The organism is Campylobacter volucris, assembly GCF_008011665.1.
Classification (GTDB): domain Bacteria; phylum Campylobacterota; class Campylobacteria; order Campylobacterales; family Campylobacteraceae; genus Campylobacter_D; species Campylobacter_D volucris_A.
In genome coordinates this window covers 1-16159 of sequence record NZ_VOWJ01000031.1, presented here as the reverse complement: position 1 = coordinate 16159, position 16159 = coordinate 1, and the positions used below count along the sequence as shown (strand labels likewise).

The following is a 16159-nucleotide window of genomic DNA, read 5'->3' as shown; positions in this document are numbered from 1 at the left end:
ATATAGGATTTAAAATGGCCTTAAAAGAAAATTTGGAAGCTGTTAGAAACGAACTTAGCTCTCAAGAACAAATGATGGAAAATTTCATAAAAAGCGAACGCTTTATTAAAAAATACAAATATTATTTTTTAACTTTTTTTGGTATTTTGATTATATACCTCACTGCAAATTTTATCATTAATTATAATGAAGAAAAAAAATTGCAAGAAAGTAATTTAATTTTTTCAAATTTAATAAAAAACCCAAATAATACAAAGTCTTTAGAAGAATTAAAAATTAAAAATCCTAATTTATATGTCATTTTTTTAATGAGCCAATCTAAAGATTTAAATCAAAGCATAGAATTAAATATAAATCCTTTACTTAAACAAATCATACTAGCTCAAAATGATGAAAATTCAATTTTTTTAAAAGATTATAATACTTTATTAAAAGGATATGACTTTCTTAAACAAAATGATTTTAAAAATGCAGATATAGAATTTGGCAAAATACCTTTAAATTCACCTTTGTGGCAACTTGTAAATAGTTTAAAACATTATCAAGGAATAAAATGAAACATTTTTATCTTTTCATTATTGCTTTAATTTTTCTTAGCGCTTGTGAAACAAAAAGAGAATATTATCAACCAACGCAAATTGACAAATTAGCCTCTACTCCAAAAGGCATCAAAGGTAAAATTGTAGATTTTAATAATAACGTAGCTCAATTAAACAACAATGCTTTTATTGATAATCTTGGAAATATTGTCAATTTTAAATTAGATAAAAATTACAACATCATCAATACCTATCAAGATGAAATTTTAGCTGCAGATGATAATGGAAATTTTAAAATTTTTAACATCAATGGCGAAGAACTATTTAGTTATAAATTCAATGAAAGTGTTGTAGCTGCAAATGTAGATGGAGATGATATTGCTTTAGTTTTAGCTAGCAATAGCTTGGTTTATGCAAATAAGAATTTAGGCATTAAAATGATTCAAAATTTGGGTAGTGCATATGCTCAAGATAGTCGTTTTGCTAATCCACAATTTTTAAACACTATTATCATCTATCCTATGCTAAATGGAAAACTTACTATAGTAAGTAAAAATTCTTTAAAAATTATAAGAGAGATTATCGTTAGCAGTGAAGAATTTTTTAATAATGTAATATATCTTGAAATAAAAGATGATAAAATGATTGCTGCTACCGAAAAAAAGGTTATAGTGGTTAGTCCAAATAGGACTTTATATTTTAACGAAGATATTAAAGAAATTAATGTTGGCGATAATGAAATTTTTATACTTAGTGAAGATGGTAAAATCATTAAAACCGATTTTAATTTAAGAAAAATCAATGAAATTAAATTCCAATTTGCACTTTTTTCAAAAAGTACTTTTTTCGATAACTTTTTATATGTTTTTGAAAAAACGGGATATTTGATAAAAATCGATTCTAATTTACAAACATATACAGTTTATAAATTTAGCGAAGCGGTTGATAAAAAAAGCTTTATGAAGCAAGATAAATTCTTTTATAGTGATAAAGTTTTACAATTAAATTAAATCTCATGAAACAAGAAAATTTTAATGCTATATTAACTCATTTTAAAATAATCCTTGATGATATAGCACTGATTGATCTTAGCTTGCTAACAAAAATGAAAAAAATTTACGCAATTAGCGGCAAACATACTCAAAATAAAACATTACTAGTAGTATTTAGCTTTACTAAAAGCAAAGTTTTGTTAAAAAATGCTCAAAATTTAGAAAAAATATTTTTTGACATAAAAGAACACTCAAAAACCACTTATAATGAAAGCATATTTTTTCATCAAGCTTTGATATGCTCTAAAGCAAAAAATTACCTAAATTCTAAGGAAATTACTACTTATGCTCTTGTGTGATATTGGCAATACAACAGCTAGTTTTTTAGATGATCAAAAGTTTTATTCTATGAGTATAGAACAATTTTTAAGCTATCAACCAACACAAAAAATATTTTATATCAATGTAAATCCAAATTTAGAAGAAAAATTAAAAGAGCAACCTTTATTTATAAATTTGGCTCCATATTTTAATTTTGATACTATTTATAAAAATTTAGGAATTGATAGAATCGCAGCATGCTATACTATAGAAGATGGTGTAGTAGTAGATGCTGGATCTGCTATTACTGTGGATATAATATCTAATTATATTCATTTAGGTGGATTTATACTACCTGGTATTGAAAACTACAAAAAATCTTTTGCAAATATTTCATCAAAATTAAAATGTGAGTTAAATACTCAAATAAATTTTGATGCTTTCCCACAAAAAACGGCAGATGCTTTAAGCTATGGAACTTTTAAAAGTATTTATTTACTTATTAAAGATTGCGCATATGATAAAAAGTTATATTTTACAGGCGGAGATGGACAATTTTTAGCAAATTTTTTTGATTTTGCTATTTATGATAAATTTTTGATTTTCAGGGGTATGAAAAAAGCTGTTTGTGAAAATTTTAAACTTTAATTTTATTATATTCATTTATACATAATTTTATAAGCTTCATTTAAACTCAAAACAACTATATTTTGCTATTATTATCAAATTTAAAACCGAGCAAAGGAAAATTTAATAATGGATCAAAAACACTTTGATACTATCGTAATCGGAGGAGGTATATCCGGAGCTGCTGTATTTTATGAGTTAGCTAGATATACTGATATAAAAAATATTGCATTATTAGAAAAATATTCTGGTGCTGCCACTTTAAATAGTCATGGTACTAGTAACTCTCAAACAATTCATTGTGGCGATATTGAGACAAATTACACTTTAGAAAAAGCAAAGAAAGTTAAAAAAACTGCGGATATGATTGTAAAATATGGAATTTTACAAAACGCTCAAAATAAATTTATGTTTTCACATCAAAAACTTGCACTTGGTGTTGGAGAGGCTGAATGTGCTTATATGACAAATAGATATGAAGAATTTAAAGAATTATATCCATATATAAAATTCTATACCAAGAATGAAATTAAAAAAATAGAACCTAATGTAGTTTTAAACGAATATAGCAGTGGCGATAGAAGCGATGAAGTAGTCGCAATGGGTGTTGAAGAAGGAGCCATTTACACTACGGTTGATTTTGGTTTAATGAGTCAAAGCTTGATAGAACAAGCTTGCAAACAAAATAAAAATACCCATGTAGCTTTTAATCAAGAAGTGACTCTTATAGAAAAAAAAGATGATGTTTTTTATGTTAAAACTGCAGATTTTAAAGAATATATTGCAAAATCTATTATAGTAGATGCTGGAGCTCATTCTTTATTTTTAGCTCATAAGATGGGTTTAGGACTTGATAAGTCATGTTTTCCTGTAGCTGGAAGTTTTTATCTAGCCAAAAGAAAAATTCTAAATGGTAAGGTTTATATGGTCCAAAATCCTAAACTACCATTTGCTGCTTTACATGGCGATCCTGATTTATTAGCCAATATGAATACTCGATTTGGACCTACAGCCTTAGTTATACCTATGCTTGAACGATATCATGGATTTAAATCTTTACCTGAATTTTTCAAAACTTTAAATTTAGATATGAATGTTGTTAAAATTTGTCTTAATTTATTTAAAGATTCTACGATTAGAAATTATATTCTTTATAATTATTTATTTGAAATACCTTATATAAACAAAAAGCTTTTTGTTAAAGATGCTAAAAAAATAGTACCTAGTTTAAAAGCTGACGATATTTATTATGCTAAAAAATTTGGAGGAGTAAGACCCCAAGTGCTTGATAAAAAAGCAGGTGAGTTAATACTAGGAGAAGCAAGCATCACTGAAATTCCTGGTATTATTTTCAATATGACACCAAGTCCTGGCGCTACAAGCTGTCTTGGGAATGCTCAAAGAGATGCAAAATTAATCTGTCAATACCTTGGAGCCAATTTCAATGAAGATTTATTCGCTAACGAATTGCTATAAATAAGGATTTGGTATGTTGAAAAAAACAAAAATAGTCGCAACAATTGGACCTGCTAGTGAAGATGAAAAAATCATAAGACAAATGATAATAAACGGAGTTAATGTTTTTCGTTTAAATTTTTCCCATGGAACACATGAATATCATAGCAAAAATCTCTCAACCATTCGAAAAATCTCATCAGAATTAAATGCAAGAATTGGAATTTTACAAGATATTAGTGGGCCAAAAATTAGGACTTTAAAAATTCCGCAAGCATTTGAACTTAAAACTAACGATAGGCTAGACTTTTACAAAGATACTTTCGATGGAGAGATAATTAATCAAAATCATTATAAAGTTTGCATCAACCATCCTGAAATTTTATCTATGCTTAAAGTTGGAGAATATATTTATTTGTGCGATGGCTCCATTAAAACAAAAGTAATTCATATAGATGAAAACTTCATCCAAACTCAAGTTGAAAATAATGGCATACTTAGCTCAAACAAAGGGATAAATTTTCCAAACACAAAAATAAACATCGATATTATCACTCAAAAAGATAAAGCAGATTTAAACTGGGGTATTCAAAATGATGTAGATTTTCTTGCTATATCTTTTGTTCAAAATGCACACGATATCGATGAAGTTAGAAAAATTTTAAATGAAAATAATGCTGAAATTGCTGTTTTTGCAAAAATAGAAAAATTTGATGCAGTAGAAAATATAGATGAAATTATTCATTCAAGCGATGGTATTATGGTTGCAAGGGGTGATTTGGGTATAGAGGTTCCTTATTATAAAGTTCCAAATATTCAAAAACTCATTATCAAAAAAGCAAATGAAGCTAATAAACCTGTAATCACAGCAACTCAAATGCTATTTTCATTAGCCAAATCAAAAACTGCCACAAGAGCTGAAATTTCAGATGTAGCAAATGCTGTATTAGACGGCACAGATGCTGTAATGCTTAGCGAAGAAAGTGCTGTAGGGATAGACCCAGCTAATGCTGTAGATATCATGACTCAAACTATTATTGAAACAGAAAAAAATTATCCTTATGAAAAATTTGAAAATTTTAAATGCTTTAATGAGACAGATATCATAGCCAAATCAAATACCCAGCTTGCTACCAATCTCAAAGCAGATGCGATTTTCACACTCACAAGTAGTGGCTCTTCAGCAATTAAAACTGCAAGATATAGACCTAGAATGGATATTATTGCTATCACACATTCTAAAAAAGCTTTAAATTTTTTAAGCATAGTATGGGGCATTCAACCAGCCATACTTATAGAAAAACACGAAAATTTAACTGAACTTTTAAGCAATTCTATTAAACTTGGAGTTGAAAAAGGATTGATCAAAAAAGATGGAACTTACACCCTAACCGCAGGATTTCCAGTTGGTGTAGCAGGAAGTACAAATCTTATAAGAATTTTACAAAAAGAACAAATTGAGTATTATTTAAGCTTGGTAAAATAATCCAAGCTTAAAATTTAGATTCTATTAAATCGCATAAACAATGAATAATTAAAATATGCATTTCTTGAATTCTAGCAGTATCATCAGAAGGAATAACCAAATTGAAATCACACATTTCATTCATCAAACCACCTCCTTTTCCGCTAAGCCCTATACATTTTGCATTAAGTTCTTTTGCTTTTTTAAAAGCATTTAAAACATTAAGACTTTTACCACTAGTTGAAATTCCAACTAAAACATCATTTTTACACATTAAAGCTTCAACTTGTCTTGAAAAAACAAATTCAAAGCCATAATCATTTCCAATCGCACTCAAAGCAGAAGTATCAGTACTTAAAGCTATAGCGGCTAAAGCCTTTCTTTCTTTTTTATATCTTCCACTAAGCTCAGCTGCAAAATGCTGACTATCAGCAGCACTTCCGCCATTGCCACAAATTAAAATTTTTCCATTATTTTCTAGGCATTGATTTAAAATTTGAGCACATTGATAAATTTGTTCTTTTAATTGTAATGATTTTTCTAAAGTATCTTTATGCATATAAAATTCATTTTCAATCTTTTCTATCATTTTTTATCCTTTTTATTATATTTGTTGTGCTAAATCCTTTTTCAAATTCTATTAATTCTACTTTTTTAACCAAATTAGACCCAACTACTTCTTTATCTTTATAATCAGCTCCTTTTACCAAAACATCTGGTTTTAAAAATTCAATCAGCTTAAGCGGTGTATCTTCATCAAATATAACAACATAATCTACAAAATACAAACTAGCAAGCATACAAGCTCTTTGAAATTCACTATTTATAGGTCTATTTTTTCCTTTTAATCTTTTAACACTCGCATCTGAATTTAGACCTATTATCAACACATCACCTAATCTTTTTGCTTTTTCAAGATACTTTATATGTCCAAAATGTAAAACATCAAAACAACCATTGCTAAAAACTATTTTTTTGTTTTTAATCAATTTTAATATCTCTTCTTTAGTTTTAATTTTTTCATAAAAAGAAGCTTTTTCTAAATTTTTAATTTCATCAAAACTTACACTCACACTGCCTATCTTTGAAACCACCACTGCTGCTGCTTGATTAGCTAACTCACAAGCTTTTATAATATCTATTTTCAAAGCCAAAGCATATGCTAACATAGCTATAACACTATCTCCAGCTCCTGTTACATCATAAACTTCTAAAGCTTTAGCAGGAATAACGCTCAACTTATCATCAAAAACAGCTATACCCTCTTCTGATAAAGTAATGATTGAATAAGTAAGATTATAATCACTTTTAAGTTTTTTAATGGCAGAATTTAAATTGTCCTTGTCTAATTTTTCAAGTTTTAAAGCTTCCATTGCTTCTTTTTTATTTGGAGTAAGTAAAGTTGCATTTTTGTATTTATTAAAATTTGCACCTTTTGGATCAATTAAAATTGGTATATTTAAAGTATTGGCATGATAGATTAATTCTTTACAAATTTTTTCGCTTAAATTTCCTTTAGCATAATCGCTTAAAATCACTGCATCAAAATCTTCTACGATAGTTTTAAATTCATTAATGATTTGTGACTCTAATCTTGTATCAAAATTATTTTCATCATCAAGTCTTAAAACTTGTTGAGAATGTGAAAGAATTCTTGTTTTAAGAGGAGTTTTTCTATTTTGTTCGATGAAAAATTTCGCATTTAGTTTTTCTTGTAAAAATTTACCGCTTTCATCATCTCCTATGACTCCAAGTGCATAAACAAAAGCTCCCAAGCTTTGTAAATTTGCATACACATTACCTGCCCCACCAAGTCTTTTATCTTCTTTAGTATGTTTCATAACCATTACCGGTGCTTCAGGAGAAATTTTTGAACAATCACACCATATATAATGATCCACCATAAAATCACCAACCACTAAAATTCTAGGTTGCTTTGAGCTTAAAAAATCAAGCATTTAATTCCTCTTTAAAAATTCTTTTAATTTCTGGCAAATAATCTTTAATGCCTTTTTCAAGGCTAAATCTAGGTCGATAAGAAAAATTCTCATCTAAATTAGCTTGAGTATGAAACTGATATGCTTTTTCATATGGATTTTTAATATATTCACAAGCTAAATTTGTATTTAAAAGTCTTTGTAAAATATCAACTATTTCTTGAAAAGTTCTTGGCACGGAAGTAGCTACATTGTAAATACCACTTTTTGTATATAAAGCATGTAAATTAGCACTAATTACATCTTCAATATAAACAAAATCACGATAAATTCTATCACTTCCTTCAAATAAACGAGGATTTTTACCTGATAAAATTTGAAGTCCAAATTGCAATACCATCGAAGCAGTGGTATTTTTAAAATACTCACCTTTACCATAAACATTAAAATATCTAAGCCCTACTATATGCATTTTATCAAAATACTGCTTAGCAAGCCTATCCATCATAAGCTTTGAAAACGCATAAGGATTTTTAGGTTTTTCATCTTTACCTACCGTTTGAGGGCTTAAAGCATCTCCATAAACTGAAGCTGAACTTGCATAAATTAATTTTGCATTCAAATTTAAACACATATCAATAAAACGCTTAAAAGTGTTAAGATTAATAGATAACACTTTAGTTTGATCATACGCTGTAGTATCTGATATGGCAGCTTTATGAAAGATCACATCTGGCTTAAAATCTTTTATAATTTCAAAAGCTTTATCATCGTTAATATCACCTGTGTAAAGCTCGCCTTTAAAGTCTAATAAATTTTTAAAATGTCCAAAACTTTCTAAATTTCCATTTTCAAATTTAGCACTTGAACGCATTTTATCAATGATTAAAATTTTATGATTTTCTTCTTGTAATCTTAATGCAAGTGCTGATCCTATAAAACCTGCTCCACCAGTAATTACTACTTTCATTTTTCATCCTTTAGGCATTTTAAAAGCTCTTTTAAATTTTTAAAAATTTTAAACTCGATTCCATGATAATTTATATCATCATTGATTAAAAAAAGATTTTTAACTTTTGCATTAATTCCAGCTTGCATATCTGTAAGATTATCTCCTATAAAAAAAGATTTTTCCATGTCTATATCAAATTCTTCTTTTGCTTTTAAAAGCATAGCTGGTTTTGGCTTCCTACACTCACATCCTTGCAGATGAGGACAATGATAAATTTTTTCTATCTTTATATCGTGTTTTACAAATTCATCTATCATATAAGCACTTAAGATAGCAAAATCTTCTTCTTTATAATACCCTCTTGCAATACCTGATTGGTTGGTTATAACAAAAATTAAAAAATTTTTACTTTGAAAATATTTACAAAATTCAAAAATACCATCACAAAATTCAAAATCTTTTATTTTATAAACATATTTTTTATCGATATTAATAACACCATCTCTATCTAAAAATAACGCTTTTTTCATAAAAAAATTATAATGTATTTTTACTAAGATTTTTATAATTTAAAGAATATTAAATGAAAAAAGTTTATAATTAAAATCCATTTTATTATGAGGAGTCAAAAATGAAAAAGCTAGTTGTTTTATCAGCTTTAGCATGTCTTGGAGTTTCTGCTTATGCAGCTGATGGTGCAGCACTTTATAAAAAATGTGCAGTTTGCCATGGTGCTAAAGCAGATAAAGTGTATCTTAATAAAGTTCCTGCTTTAAATTCTGTAGCAAGTGCAGAAAGAATTCAATATATGAAAGAATACTCAGAAGGCAAAAGAAATGCTTATGGCCAAGGTGCGATCATGAAAATCAACCTTAAAGGTTTAACTGAAGAAGATTTTAAAGCTATCGATGCTTATATTGAAACTTTGAAAAAATAATAAACAGCCTTTATGGCTGTTTATTATTCTCTTTTTTTTGAAGTATTTCTTTTTTTCTTTTTTCTAAAATTATTGCGTCATTTAAAGCTTCTTCACTATCATTTAACATAATAAATTTATAATCATCATCAAATTGCTTATTTTTAATCCCCCAAAGTAAGGCACAAACTGCTAGACACAATGCAGTTAAAGAAACTCCAATCATCATCATCAAAACGCCATTCATTTTTTTATCCTTAAAGCATTTAAAATAACCACTATACTACTAAAAGACATAGATAAAGCTGCTAATAATGGATTAATCAAACCTAAAAAAGCTAGTGGTATAGTAAAAGCATTATAACACAAAGAAAAAGCTAAATTTTGCTTAATAATCATATAAGTTTTTTTAGCTATTTCTATACTTTTTTGCAAGCTTTTTAAATCATTCTTTAACAAAACCACATCACTATTTTCAACAGCTAAAGCTGAACCTTCTTTTAAGGAAATTCCAACACCAGCATGAGAAAGAGCCAAAGCATCATTTACACCATCTCCCACCATTAACACCTTATTTTTATGACTTAAATTTAAAATATAATCTAGTTTATCTTCTGGCATACAAGAAGCTTTAAATTTTTCTATATTTAAGCTTTTTGCAACTTTTTTTGCTACAAATTCATTATCCCCTGTTAACATAATAACTTGCATATTTTTTTGTTTTAAATAATCAATAAGTTCTTTAGAATCAGCCCTTATGCTATCTTCAAGCTCAAACACAGCTAAAATTTCATTATTTTTAGCAAATATAAAATGAGTATTGTAAAATTCTTTACTTATAACTCCATTTTCTTTTAAAAATTTTTTATTTCCACCTATAAAAACATCATCTTTTAAACAAGCCCTATAACCTTTTGCTTGGATATTTTGGATATTGCTAAATGTTTTGATTTGATATTCTTGTATATTTAAAAATTTAAGAATACTTTTTGCAACAGGATGATTAGTTAAATGTAAAAAACTAACCAATTCATTTTTATCAAGCTTTTCATTTAAATCATATCTTACAACCTCTAAATTTGCCTGTGTTAAAACACCAGTTTTATCAAAAACTGCAACATTGCATTTACTAAGATCTTCTACCACTCCCACTTCTTTAAATAAAATTTTTTCTTTTAAAGCAGCACTAATAGCAACTAAAGAACTAACTGGAGTAGCAAGAGCTAACGCACAAGGACAAGCTATAATTAAAACAGAAACCATTCTTATCATAGCTTCTTCAAAACCCAAATTAAGCACAAATAAAGTATATAAAAAACACAAAAACGCACAGCTTAAAATAGCAGGAGAAAAATATCTACTAATTTGAGCTACCATTTTTTCTATTTTTGCTTTTTTAGTGCTAGAATTTTCTAATAAAAAAATAATCCTAGCAAGTTTAGAATCTTTGTATAAAGCCTTACATTGATAAAGTATATTACCGCTTAAAACCAATGAAGCAGAGTAAATTTCATCATCTTTAGCAACATCTTTTGGTAAGCTTTCTCCGCTTAAACTAGACATATCTAAACTCGCATTGCCACTTATACAAACTCCATCAATTAAAACTCTATCACCTTCTTTTAATTCTATAATATCTCCGATTTTTACATCTTCAATATCACAATTTTCAAATTTATCTTCTTTTAAAACCCTAACTTGTGTTGCTAAAAAAGATCTTAAATGATCTAAAGTATCAAATGCTTTTTTCTTGCTTAAAAGTTCTAAATATTTACCTACAAACACAAAACAAATTATCATAGCAACAGAATCAAAATACACTTGAGTACTTCTTGAAAACATTGCCCATACTGAATAAATATACGCCAAAGTAGATCCACTAATTACTAAAGTGTCCATATTAAGATTTTTAAATTTCAAAGCATAATAGGCATTTTTATAAAAAACCGAACCTGTATAAAAAAGCACTGGAGTGCAAAGTAAAAATTCTGCAAAATGCAAAATGTCTTTAACCTCTTTATCCATCCCACTAAAAAAACCTGCATATTTTGCAACCGATATCCACATGATATTCATCACACAAGCTATAGCAACGATTAATTTTGCATAAAATTCTCTTTTGGTTTGAGTTGCTCTTTTTTCAAATTTTGTAGGAGAGTAAATATTAGCTTTATAACCTATACACTCTATCTTTTGAATGATTTGCGCTAAAGATATAGTACTTTCATCAAAAACTATTTTTGCTTTATGCGTGATAGGGTTAATATCTACTTCTATTACCCCTTGGCTTTGGATTAAAATTTTTTCATTAAGCCACACACAAGCTGAACAGTGAATTTCTTCTATAAGTAAAAAAATTTGACTAAAGTCATCTTTTGTTTTTTGGATATATTTGGTGTAATCTTTATAACTATACTCTAAATTTACAGGATTTAATGTTTGTTTGCCAAGCTTATCATAAAATTCTTCTAAACCACTATCATGAAGAATTTCATAAACACTTTGACATCCTTTACAACAAAAATAATTTCCATTATTTTCAACCATTTGTTCTTGTTTAAAGCTTAATTGACAATGCTTACATTTCATTTTTATCTTTCAAAATTTTAAATTTTAAATATTTTATCATTTTTATAAATATCAAATTTTAAAATATATTTACAAAGATAAAATATAATTTTAAAAAAGATTTGACAAAAAAGTATTTTTTTTAATAAAATCTTACATTCATTATTAAATCAATACTACATTTTCTACATTTTAGAGGATACATGGAAAAAGAAAAAAAACAACATCAAAGAACGCATATTCCTGTTGAAGGTTACAAAATTGAAGATTTAAAGTTACTTGATTTAGAAAACTTAATCAAAATTGCTCATGAGGCTGAAATAGAAAATCCAAGAGAATTTAGAAGACAAGATTTAATTTTTGAAATTTTAAAAGCTCAAACTAAAAAAGGCGGTTTTATCCTTTTTACTGGAATTTTAGAAATTTCTCCAGAAGGTTATGGTTTTTTAAGAGGGATGGATTCTAATTTAAGCGATAGTGTTAATGATGCTTATGTGTCTAATTCTCAAATTCGAAAATTTGCACTTCGTGTTGGAGATATCGTTACTGGGCAAGTAAGAGAACCTAAAGATCAAGAAAAATATTATGCTTTATTAAAAATTGAAGCGATTAATTATCTTCCACTTAAAGAGGCGAGAGAAAGACCTTTATTTGACAATCTTACTCCTATTTTTCCAACTGAAAAAATTAAATTAGAATACGATCCTTTAAAACTAACAGGAAGAATGCTTGATCTTTTTGCACCTATTGGAAAAGGTCAAAGAAGTTTAATCGTTGCACCTCCAAGAACTGGCAAAACAGAACTTATGAAAGAACTAGCAAATGCTATAGCAAAAAATCACCCTGAGGCTCATTTGATAGTGTTATTGGTGGATGAAAGACCTGAAGAGGTAACAGACATGCAAAGATGCGTAAAAGGTGAAGTTTTCAGTTCTACTTTTGATCTGCCAGCTTACAATCATGTCCGTGTTGCTGAACTTGTAATAGAAAAAGCTAAAAGAATGGTAGAAACTGGTAAAGATGTTATCATTTTGCTTGATTCTATAACAAGACTTGCAAGAGCTTATAACACCGCTACTCCAAGTAGTGGAAAAGTTTTAAGTGGTGGGGTTGATGCAAATGCTCTTCACAAACCAAAAAGATTTTTTGGAGCTGCTAGAAATATAGAGCATGGCGGCTCTTTAACCATTATAGCAACAGCCTTAATTGAAACTGGCTCAAGAATGGATGAAGTAATTTTTGAAGAATTTAAAGGCACAGGAAATAGTGAAATAGTCTTAGATAGAAACATTTCAGATAGGAGAATTTATCCAGCTATTAATGTTATAAAATCAGGTACCAGAAAAGAAGAATTACTCCAAGGAGTAGAAAAATTACAAAAAATTTGGGCTATAAGATCAGCTATTTCTTCAATGGATGATATTGAAGCATTAAAATTTTTATACTCAAAAATGCTAAAAACCAAAAGCAATGAAGAATTATTATCTATAATGAATGGGTAAAAATGCTACAAGCACTAGCTATAAAATATAGACCAAAAAATTTTAATGAACTCATAGGGCAAAACACAGTTTCTATAAGCTTAAAATATGCTCTTGAAAATAATCGTTTAGCGCATGCTTATTTATTTTCTGGACTTAGGGGTAGTGGAAAAACTTCTAGTGCTAGAATTTTTTCTCGTGCTTTAGTATGCGAAAAAGGCCCAAGTGCCAATCCTTGCGGGAAATGTTCTCAATGCGTTTCTTCTTTAACTGGAAGCAATATAGATATTATAGAAATGGATGCAGCAAGCCATAGAAGCTTAGAAGATATACAAGAGCTTATCGAACAGGTAAAATATGCTCCATCTTTAGCAAGATTTAAAATTTTTATTATCGATGAAGTTCATATGCTAACACCTCAAGCGGCTAATGCTTTACTTAAAACCTTAGAAGAACCTCCAAGCTATGTAAAATTTATACTTGCAACAACAGATCCTTTAAAGCTTCCAGCTACCGTTCTTTCAAGAACTCAGCATTTTAGATTTAAACAAATTTCTCAACATGAAATTTTAAAACATTTAGAATGGATCTTAGATCAAGAAAAAATAAATTATGAAGAAGAAGCTTTAAGATTGATCGCTAGAAGCGGGAATGGCTCTTTAAGAGATACTTTAACCTTATTAGACCAAGCTATTGTGTATTGTCAAAATCATATACAAACTGAAAAAATCACCACCATGCTAGGTTTTTTAGATCCAGCTAAAATTGAAGAATTTTACCAAGCAATTTTAAGCAATGATAAAAATAAGGTTTTAGAATTTTTAAAAGAATTTGAAGATTATGAAGCAAATAATGTCATAGATGAAATGATATTTTTCTTGAAAAATGCTTTTTTTGCAAAAAACAACCTTTTTTCAATGCTAATTTATGAAAGATTTTTTAGGATACTTTCTCGTGCAAAAACTATGTTAAATTCAAGTGATAATGATAGTTTTGTACTTTGCGTGATGGCTTTTATGCTAATTGAAGCAACTCATTTAAAAAGTATAGATGAAGCAATTAATACTCAAGAAACAAAACAAACAAACTTGCCTATCCACACAAATATCCAAGAAAAAAGCATCCTTAATACTACCCATAAAGAAGAAAATTCTAATCCTTATGAACTTTTGCTCAAGGCTATTTACAAAAGAGATTATGATCTTGGAGAAGTTTTTAAAAAAACCACTAGTTTTATTTCTTTTAAAGATGATGTATTTAGCATAAGCTCTAATGCAAAAGATGAAGATAGAAACACCTTAAACAATGGCTTTAAATTAATTAAATTACTACTAAGCGAGCTTTTTGGAGAAAATACACAAATTAAAATTCAAAAAATAGAAAACTTACAAACACAAAATTTACAAGATGTCTTTAAAACACCGCCTAAAATGGAAAACAAGGTTACGCCAAATTTAAATGAACATTTTGAAAATTTTAAAAAAGATGCTAAAAAATATGATCCAAAAAATGAGACCAAAGAAGCTCTTGAAAAACTCTTTGGTTATCCACAAATTCAAAATTAAAAACTACCATTGATGGAAATATAAAGCCTTCTTCCCTCTTCTATATGATTATAAGTATTTACCCAAATATTTTCGTTTTTATTTTTATATGATTCCCATGCATTGGTAAAACTTTTATCAAAAAGATTATAAACAGTCGCATTGATATTCCATTTTTTATTCATATCATAACGCGCACCCATAGAAGCTAAAAATATATCTTTGTAATAATTTAGCTAAAGAAATCATTGCTTTAATGCCAGAGCATAAAACTTATATAGAAGTTTTTGGCGGAGCTTTGAGCGTTTTTTATCAAAAAAAGCCCATCAAAAATAGAAGTTATTAATGATATAAATAACGAGCTTATCAATTTACACCTTTGCATAAGAAACAAACCCCAAAGTTTAAATAATGTATTAAATTCTTTATTCGTAAGTAGAAAAATATTTGCAATGATAAAAAATAAAGAATTAAAGCCAAGGAATGATATAGAAAGAGCTGCTTTTTATTTTTATCTTATCAGCACTTCTTTTGGATCAAGCATGGGGCAATTTGCTATGAGCAAACAAAGAGCGCCAAAAAGATTACTTAGAGATTTTAGCTTACACACACAAAGGCTTAAAAATGCTAGTATTGAAAATAAAAGCTTTGAATATATTTTAAAAGAATATGATTACAATGAAGCTTTGTTTTATTTAGATCCACCTTATGTAGGGACTGAAAATTATTATAAAAACACTAATGGTTTTGGAATAAAAGAGCATAAACTATTAAATGAGTTATTAAGGTAAATTTATGCTTTCTTATAATGATTGTGAGCTTGTAAGAGAGCTTTATAAAGGATTTCATATCAAAGAATTAAAGATAAGATATTCTTTAAATAACAATGTTTTAAAAAGAAAAGAGAGCAAGGAGGTTTTAATAATGAACTTTTAATTATTTGAGAGAATATTTATATTCTCTAAACAATTTATTATTTAAGTAAAATAGTTAAAAATTCTAAAGCTTCTTTGTTGGATTTTACTTCATACTCTAAATAATCTTTCTCTAAAATAGCTCCGTATTTAATTAAAAGCAAAATAGCTCCAAAATTATTATGATTAATTGCATAAATGATTGGTAGTGTTCCCATAGCTTCTTTTGTGGCACTCATACCATTTTGAAGATACTCTAATACAGCATCATTATCACCATTGCAAATTGCTCTTATAAAATCTCTTGTATAACCTTGTTTTATATTGTTTTGTATTCTTGACATTTTTTATCCTTTTGTTTTGATAAGACTACAATAGCTTGGTAATGCTGAATGTGTGCTGTTAGATCCTAGAAAGCTCTCCAATTACAATACCAACTAATAAAAAA

General features: G+C 27.8%; 16 protein-coding genes and 2 pseudogenes. 10 read left to right on the top strand and 8 right to left on the bottom strand.

What is annotated here, in order from left to right:
- Positions 1-14 precede the first annotated feature (14 nt).
- From FPD38_RS06075 to pyk, 6 genes are all read left to right on the top strand, one after another.
- Positions 15-557: a hypothetical protein gene (locus FPD38_RS06075; protein ID WP_147555839.1), complete on the top strand. Its 543-nt coding sequence runs from the start codon at positions 15-17 to the stop codon at positions 555-557.
- Positions 554-1549 carry a hypothetical protein gene (locus FPD38_RS06070; protein WP_147555838.1) on the top strand — a complete coding sequence of 332 codons (996 nt, stop codon included), beginning with the start codon at positions 554-556 and terminating at the stop codon, positions 1547-1549. Before FPD38_RS06075 ends, FPD38_RS06070 begins: the two co-directional genes overlap by 4 nt.
- A 5-nt stretch (positions 1550-1554) precedes the next feature.
- Entirely contained in the window at positions 1555-1890 is a 336-nt protein-coding gene (locus FPD38_RS06065) for a hypothetical protein (protein WP_147555837.1), read from the top strand.
- Entirely contained in the window at positions 1877-2500 is a 624-nt protein-coding gene (locus tag FPD38_RS06060) for a type III pantothenate kinase (protein WP_147555836.1), read from the top strand. The genes FPD38_RS06065 and FPD38_RS06060 overlap by 14 nt, the downstream gene beginning before the upstream one ends.
- Before the next feature lie 108 nt (positions 2501-2608).
- On the top strand, positions 2609-3955 hold the full coding sequence (locus FPD38_RS06055) for an FAD-dependent oxidoreductase (RefSeq protein WP_147555835.1): 1347 nt from the start codon (positions 2609-2611) through the stop codon (positions 3953-3955).
- Between the two features lie 13 nt (positions 3956-3968).
- Positions 3969-5420: a pyruvate kinase gene (gene pyk / locus FPD38_RS06050; protein WP_147555834.1), complete on the top strand. Its 1452-nt coding sequence runs from the start codon at positions 3969-3971 to the stop codon at positions 5418-5420.
- A 7-nt stretch (positions 5421-5427) separates the two neighbouring features.
- On the opposite strand, the gene gmhA is transcribed toward pyk, so the two are convergent.
- The 4 genes from gmhA to FPD38_RS06030 are packed head-to-tail and all read right to left on the bottom strand — an operon-like array spanning position 5428 to position 8818.
- Positions 5428-5988 (bottom strand): D-sedoheptulose 7-phosphate isomerase, encoded by a 561-nt coding sequence (gene gmhA / locus FPD38_RS06045; protein ID WP_147555833.1) that lies wholly within the window; start codon positions 5986-5988, stop codon positions 5428-5430.
- Positions 5972-7357, bottom strand: a complete 1386-nt coding sequence (gene rfaE1, locus FPD38_RS06040) for a D-glycero-beta-D-manno-heptose-7-phosphate kinase (protein WP_147555832.1) — start codon at positions 7355-7357, stop codon at positions 5972-5974. Before rfaE1 ends, gmhA begins: the two co-directional genes overlap by 17 nt.
- Positions 7350-8306 (bottom strand): ADP-glyceromanno-heptose 6-epimerase, encoded by a 957-nt coding sequence (rfaD, locus tag FPD38_RS06035; protein ID WP_147555831.1) that lies wholly within the window; start codon positions 8304-8306, stop codon positions 7350-7352. Before rfaD ends, rfaE1 begins: the two co-directional genes overlap by 8 nt.
- The gene (locus FPD38_RS06030; protein WP_147555830.1) at positions 8303-8818 is read right to left on the bottom strand and encodes a D-glycero-alpha-D-manno-heptose-1,7-bisphosphate 7-phosphatase; all 516 of its coding nucleotides are present in this window, start codon (positions 8816-8818) and stop codon (positions 8303-8305) included. The genes rfaD and FPD38_RS06030 overlap by 4 nt, the downstream gene beginning before the upstream one ends.
- 101 nt (positions 8819-8919) lie before the next feature.
- On the opposite strand from FPD38_RS06030, the gene FPD38_RS06025 reads away from it, so the two are divergent.
- Entirely contained in the window at positions 8920-9225 is a 306-nt protein-coding gene (locus FPD38_RS06025; protein WP_147555829.1) for a c-type cytochrome, read from the top strand.
- 10 nt (positions 9226-9235) lie between these two features.
- Here the strand turns inward: FPD38_RS06025 and FPD38_RS06020 are convergent, their stop codons facing one another.
- Together FPD38_RS06020 and FPD38_RS06015 are read right to left on the bottom strand one after the other, a co-directional pair.
- Entirely contained in the window at positions 9236-9451 is a 216-nt protein-coding gene (locus FPD38_RS06020; protein WP_147555828.1) for a cbb3-type cytochrome oxidase assembly protein, read from the bottom strand.
- Positions 9448-11793: a heavy metal translocating P-type ATPase gene (locus FPD38_RS06015; RefSeq protein WP_147555827.1), complete on the bottom strand. Its 2346-nt coding sequence runs from the start codon at positions 11791-11793 to the stop codon at positions 9448-9450. The genes FPD38_RS06020 and FPD38_RS06015 overlap by 4 nt, the downstream gene beginning before the upstream one ends.
- 182 nt (positions 11794-11975) lie before the next feature.
- Between FPD38_RS06015 and rho the strand changes: the two genes are divergently transcribed.
- Positions 11976-13274, top strand: a complete 1299-nt coding sequence (gene rho / locus FPD38_RS06010) for a transcription termination factor Rho (RefSeq protein WP_147555826.1) — start codon at positions 11976-11978, stop codon at positions 13272-13274.
- Between the two features lie 2 nt (positions 13275-13276).
- The gene (locus FPD38_RS06005; RefSeq protein WP_147555825.1) at positions 13277-14818 is read left to right on the top strand and encodes a DNA polymerase III subunit gamma/tau; all 1542 of its coding nucleotides are present in this window, start codon (positions 13277-13279) and stop codon (positions 14816-14818) included.
- Here FPD38_RS06005 and FPD38_RS06000 read toward each other — a convergent pair.
- Positions 14815-15027, bottom strand: a pseudogene (locus FPD38_RS06000) (TonB-dependent ferric enterobactin receptor CfrA); the annotation flags it as partial. The gene FPD38_RS06005 and the pseudogene FPD38_RS06000 sit on opposite strands and share 4 nt — an antisense overlap.
- On the opposite strand from FPD38_RS06000, the pseudogene FPD38_RS05995 reads away from it, so the two are divergent.
- Positions 15024-15733: pseudogene (locus FPD38_RS05995) on the top strand (DNA adenine methylase); the annotation flags it as partial. The pseudogenes FPD38_RS06000 and FPD38_RS05995 sit on opposite strands and share 4 nt — an antisense overlap.
- Before the next feature lie 37 nt (positions 15734-15770).
- Here FPD38_RS05995 and FPD38_RS05990 read toward each other — a convergent pair.
- On the bottom strand, positions 15771-16055 hold the full coding sequence (locus FPD38_RS05990; RefSeq protein ID WP_133374359.1) for a hypothetical protein: 285 nt from the start codon (positions 16053-16055) through the stop codon (positions 15771-15773).
- Between the last annotated feature and the right edge of the window lie 104 nt (positions 16056-16159).

Coding starts and splice junctions, on each gene's coding strand:
- FPD38_RS06075 (WP_147555839.1), top strand. CDS start 15: ATGGCCTTAAAAGAAAATTTGGAAGCTGTTAGAAACGAACTTAGCTCT.
- FPD38_RS05990 (WP_133374359.1), bottom strand. CDS start 16,055: ATGTCAAGAATACAAAACAATATAAAACAAGGTTATACAAGAGATTTT.
- FPD38_RS06025 (WP_147555829.1), top strand. CDS start 8,920: ATGAAAAAGCTAGTTGTTTTATCAGCTTTAGCATGTCTTGGAGTTTCT.
- pyk (WP_147555834.1), top strand. CDS start 3,969: ATGTTGAAAAAAACAAAAATAGTCGCAACAATTGGACCTGCTAGTGAA.
- FPD38_RS06060 (WP_147555836.1), top strand. CDS start 1,877: ATGCTCTTGTGTGATATTGGCAATACAACAGCTAGTTTTTTAGATGAT.
- FPD38_RS06055 (WP_147555835.1), top strand. CDS start 2,609: ATGGATCAAAAACACTTTGATACTATCGTAATCGGAGGAGGTATATCC.
- rfaE1 (WP_147555832.1), bottom strand. CDS start 7,357: ATGCTTGATTTTTTAAGCTCAAAGCAACCTAGAATTTTAGTGGTTGGT.
- FPD38_RS06015 (WP_147555827.1), bottom strand. CDS start 11,793: ATGAAATGTAAGCATTGTCAATTAAGCTTTAAACAAGAACAAATGGTT.
- FPD38_RS06020 (WP_147555828.1), bottom strand. CDS start 9,451: ATGAATGGCGTTTTGATGATGATGATTGGAGTTTCTTTAACTGCATTG.
- FPD38_RS06030 (WP_147555830.1), bottom strand. CDS start 8,818: ATGAAAAAAGCGTTATTTTTAGATAGAGATGGTGTTATTAATATCGAT.
- FPD38_RS06005 (WP_147555825.1), top strand. CDS start 13,277: ATGCTACAAGCACTAGCTATAAAATATAGACCAAAAAATTTTAATGAA.
- FPD38_RS06065 (WP_147555837.1), top strand. CDS start 1,555: ATGAAACAAGAAAATTTTAATGCTATATTAACTCATTTTAAAATAATC.
- gmhA (WP_147555833.1), bottom strand. CDS start 5,988: ATGATAGAAAAGATTGAAAATGAATTTTATATGCATAAAGATACTTTA.
- FPD38_RS06070 (WP_147555838.1), top strand. CDS start 554: ATGAAACATTTTTATCTTTTCATTATTGCTTTAATTTTTCTTAGCGCT.
- rho (WP_147555826.1), top strand. CDS start 11,976: ATGGAAAAAGAAAAAAAACAACATCAAAGAACGCATATTCCTGTTGAA.
- rfaD (WP_147555831.1), bottom strand. CDS start 8,306: ATGAAAGTAGTAATTACTGGTGGAGCAGGTTTTATAGGATCAGCACTT.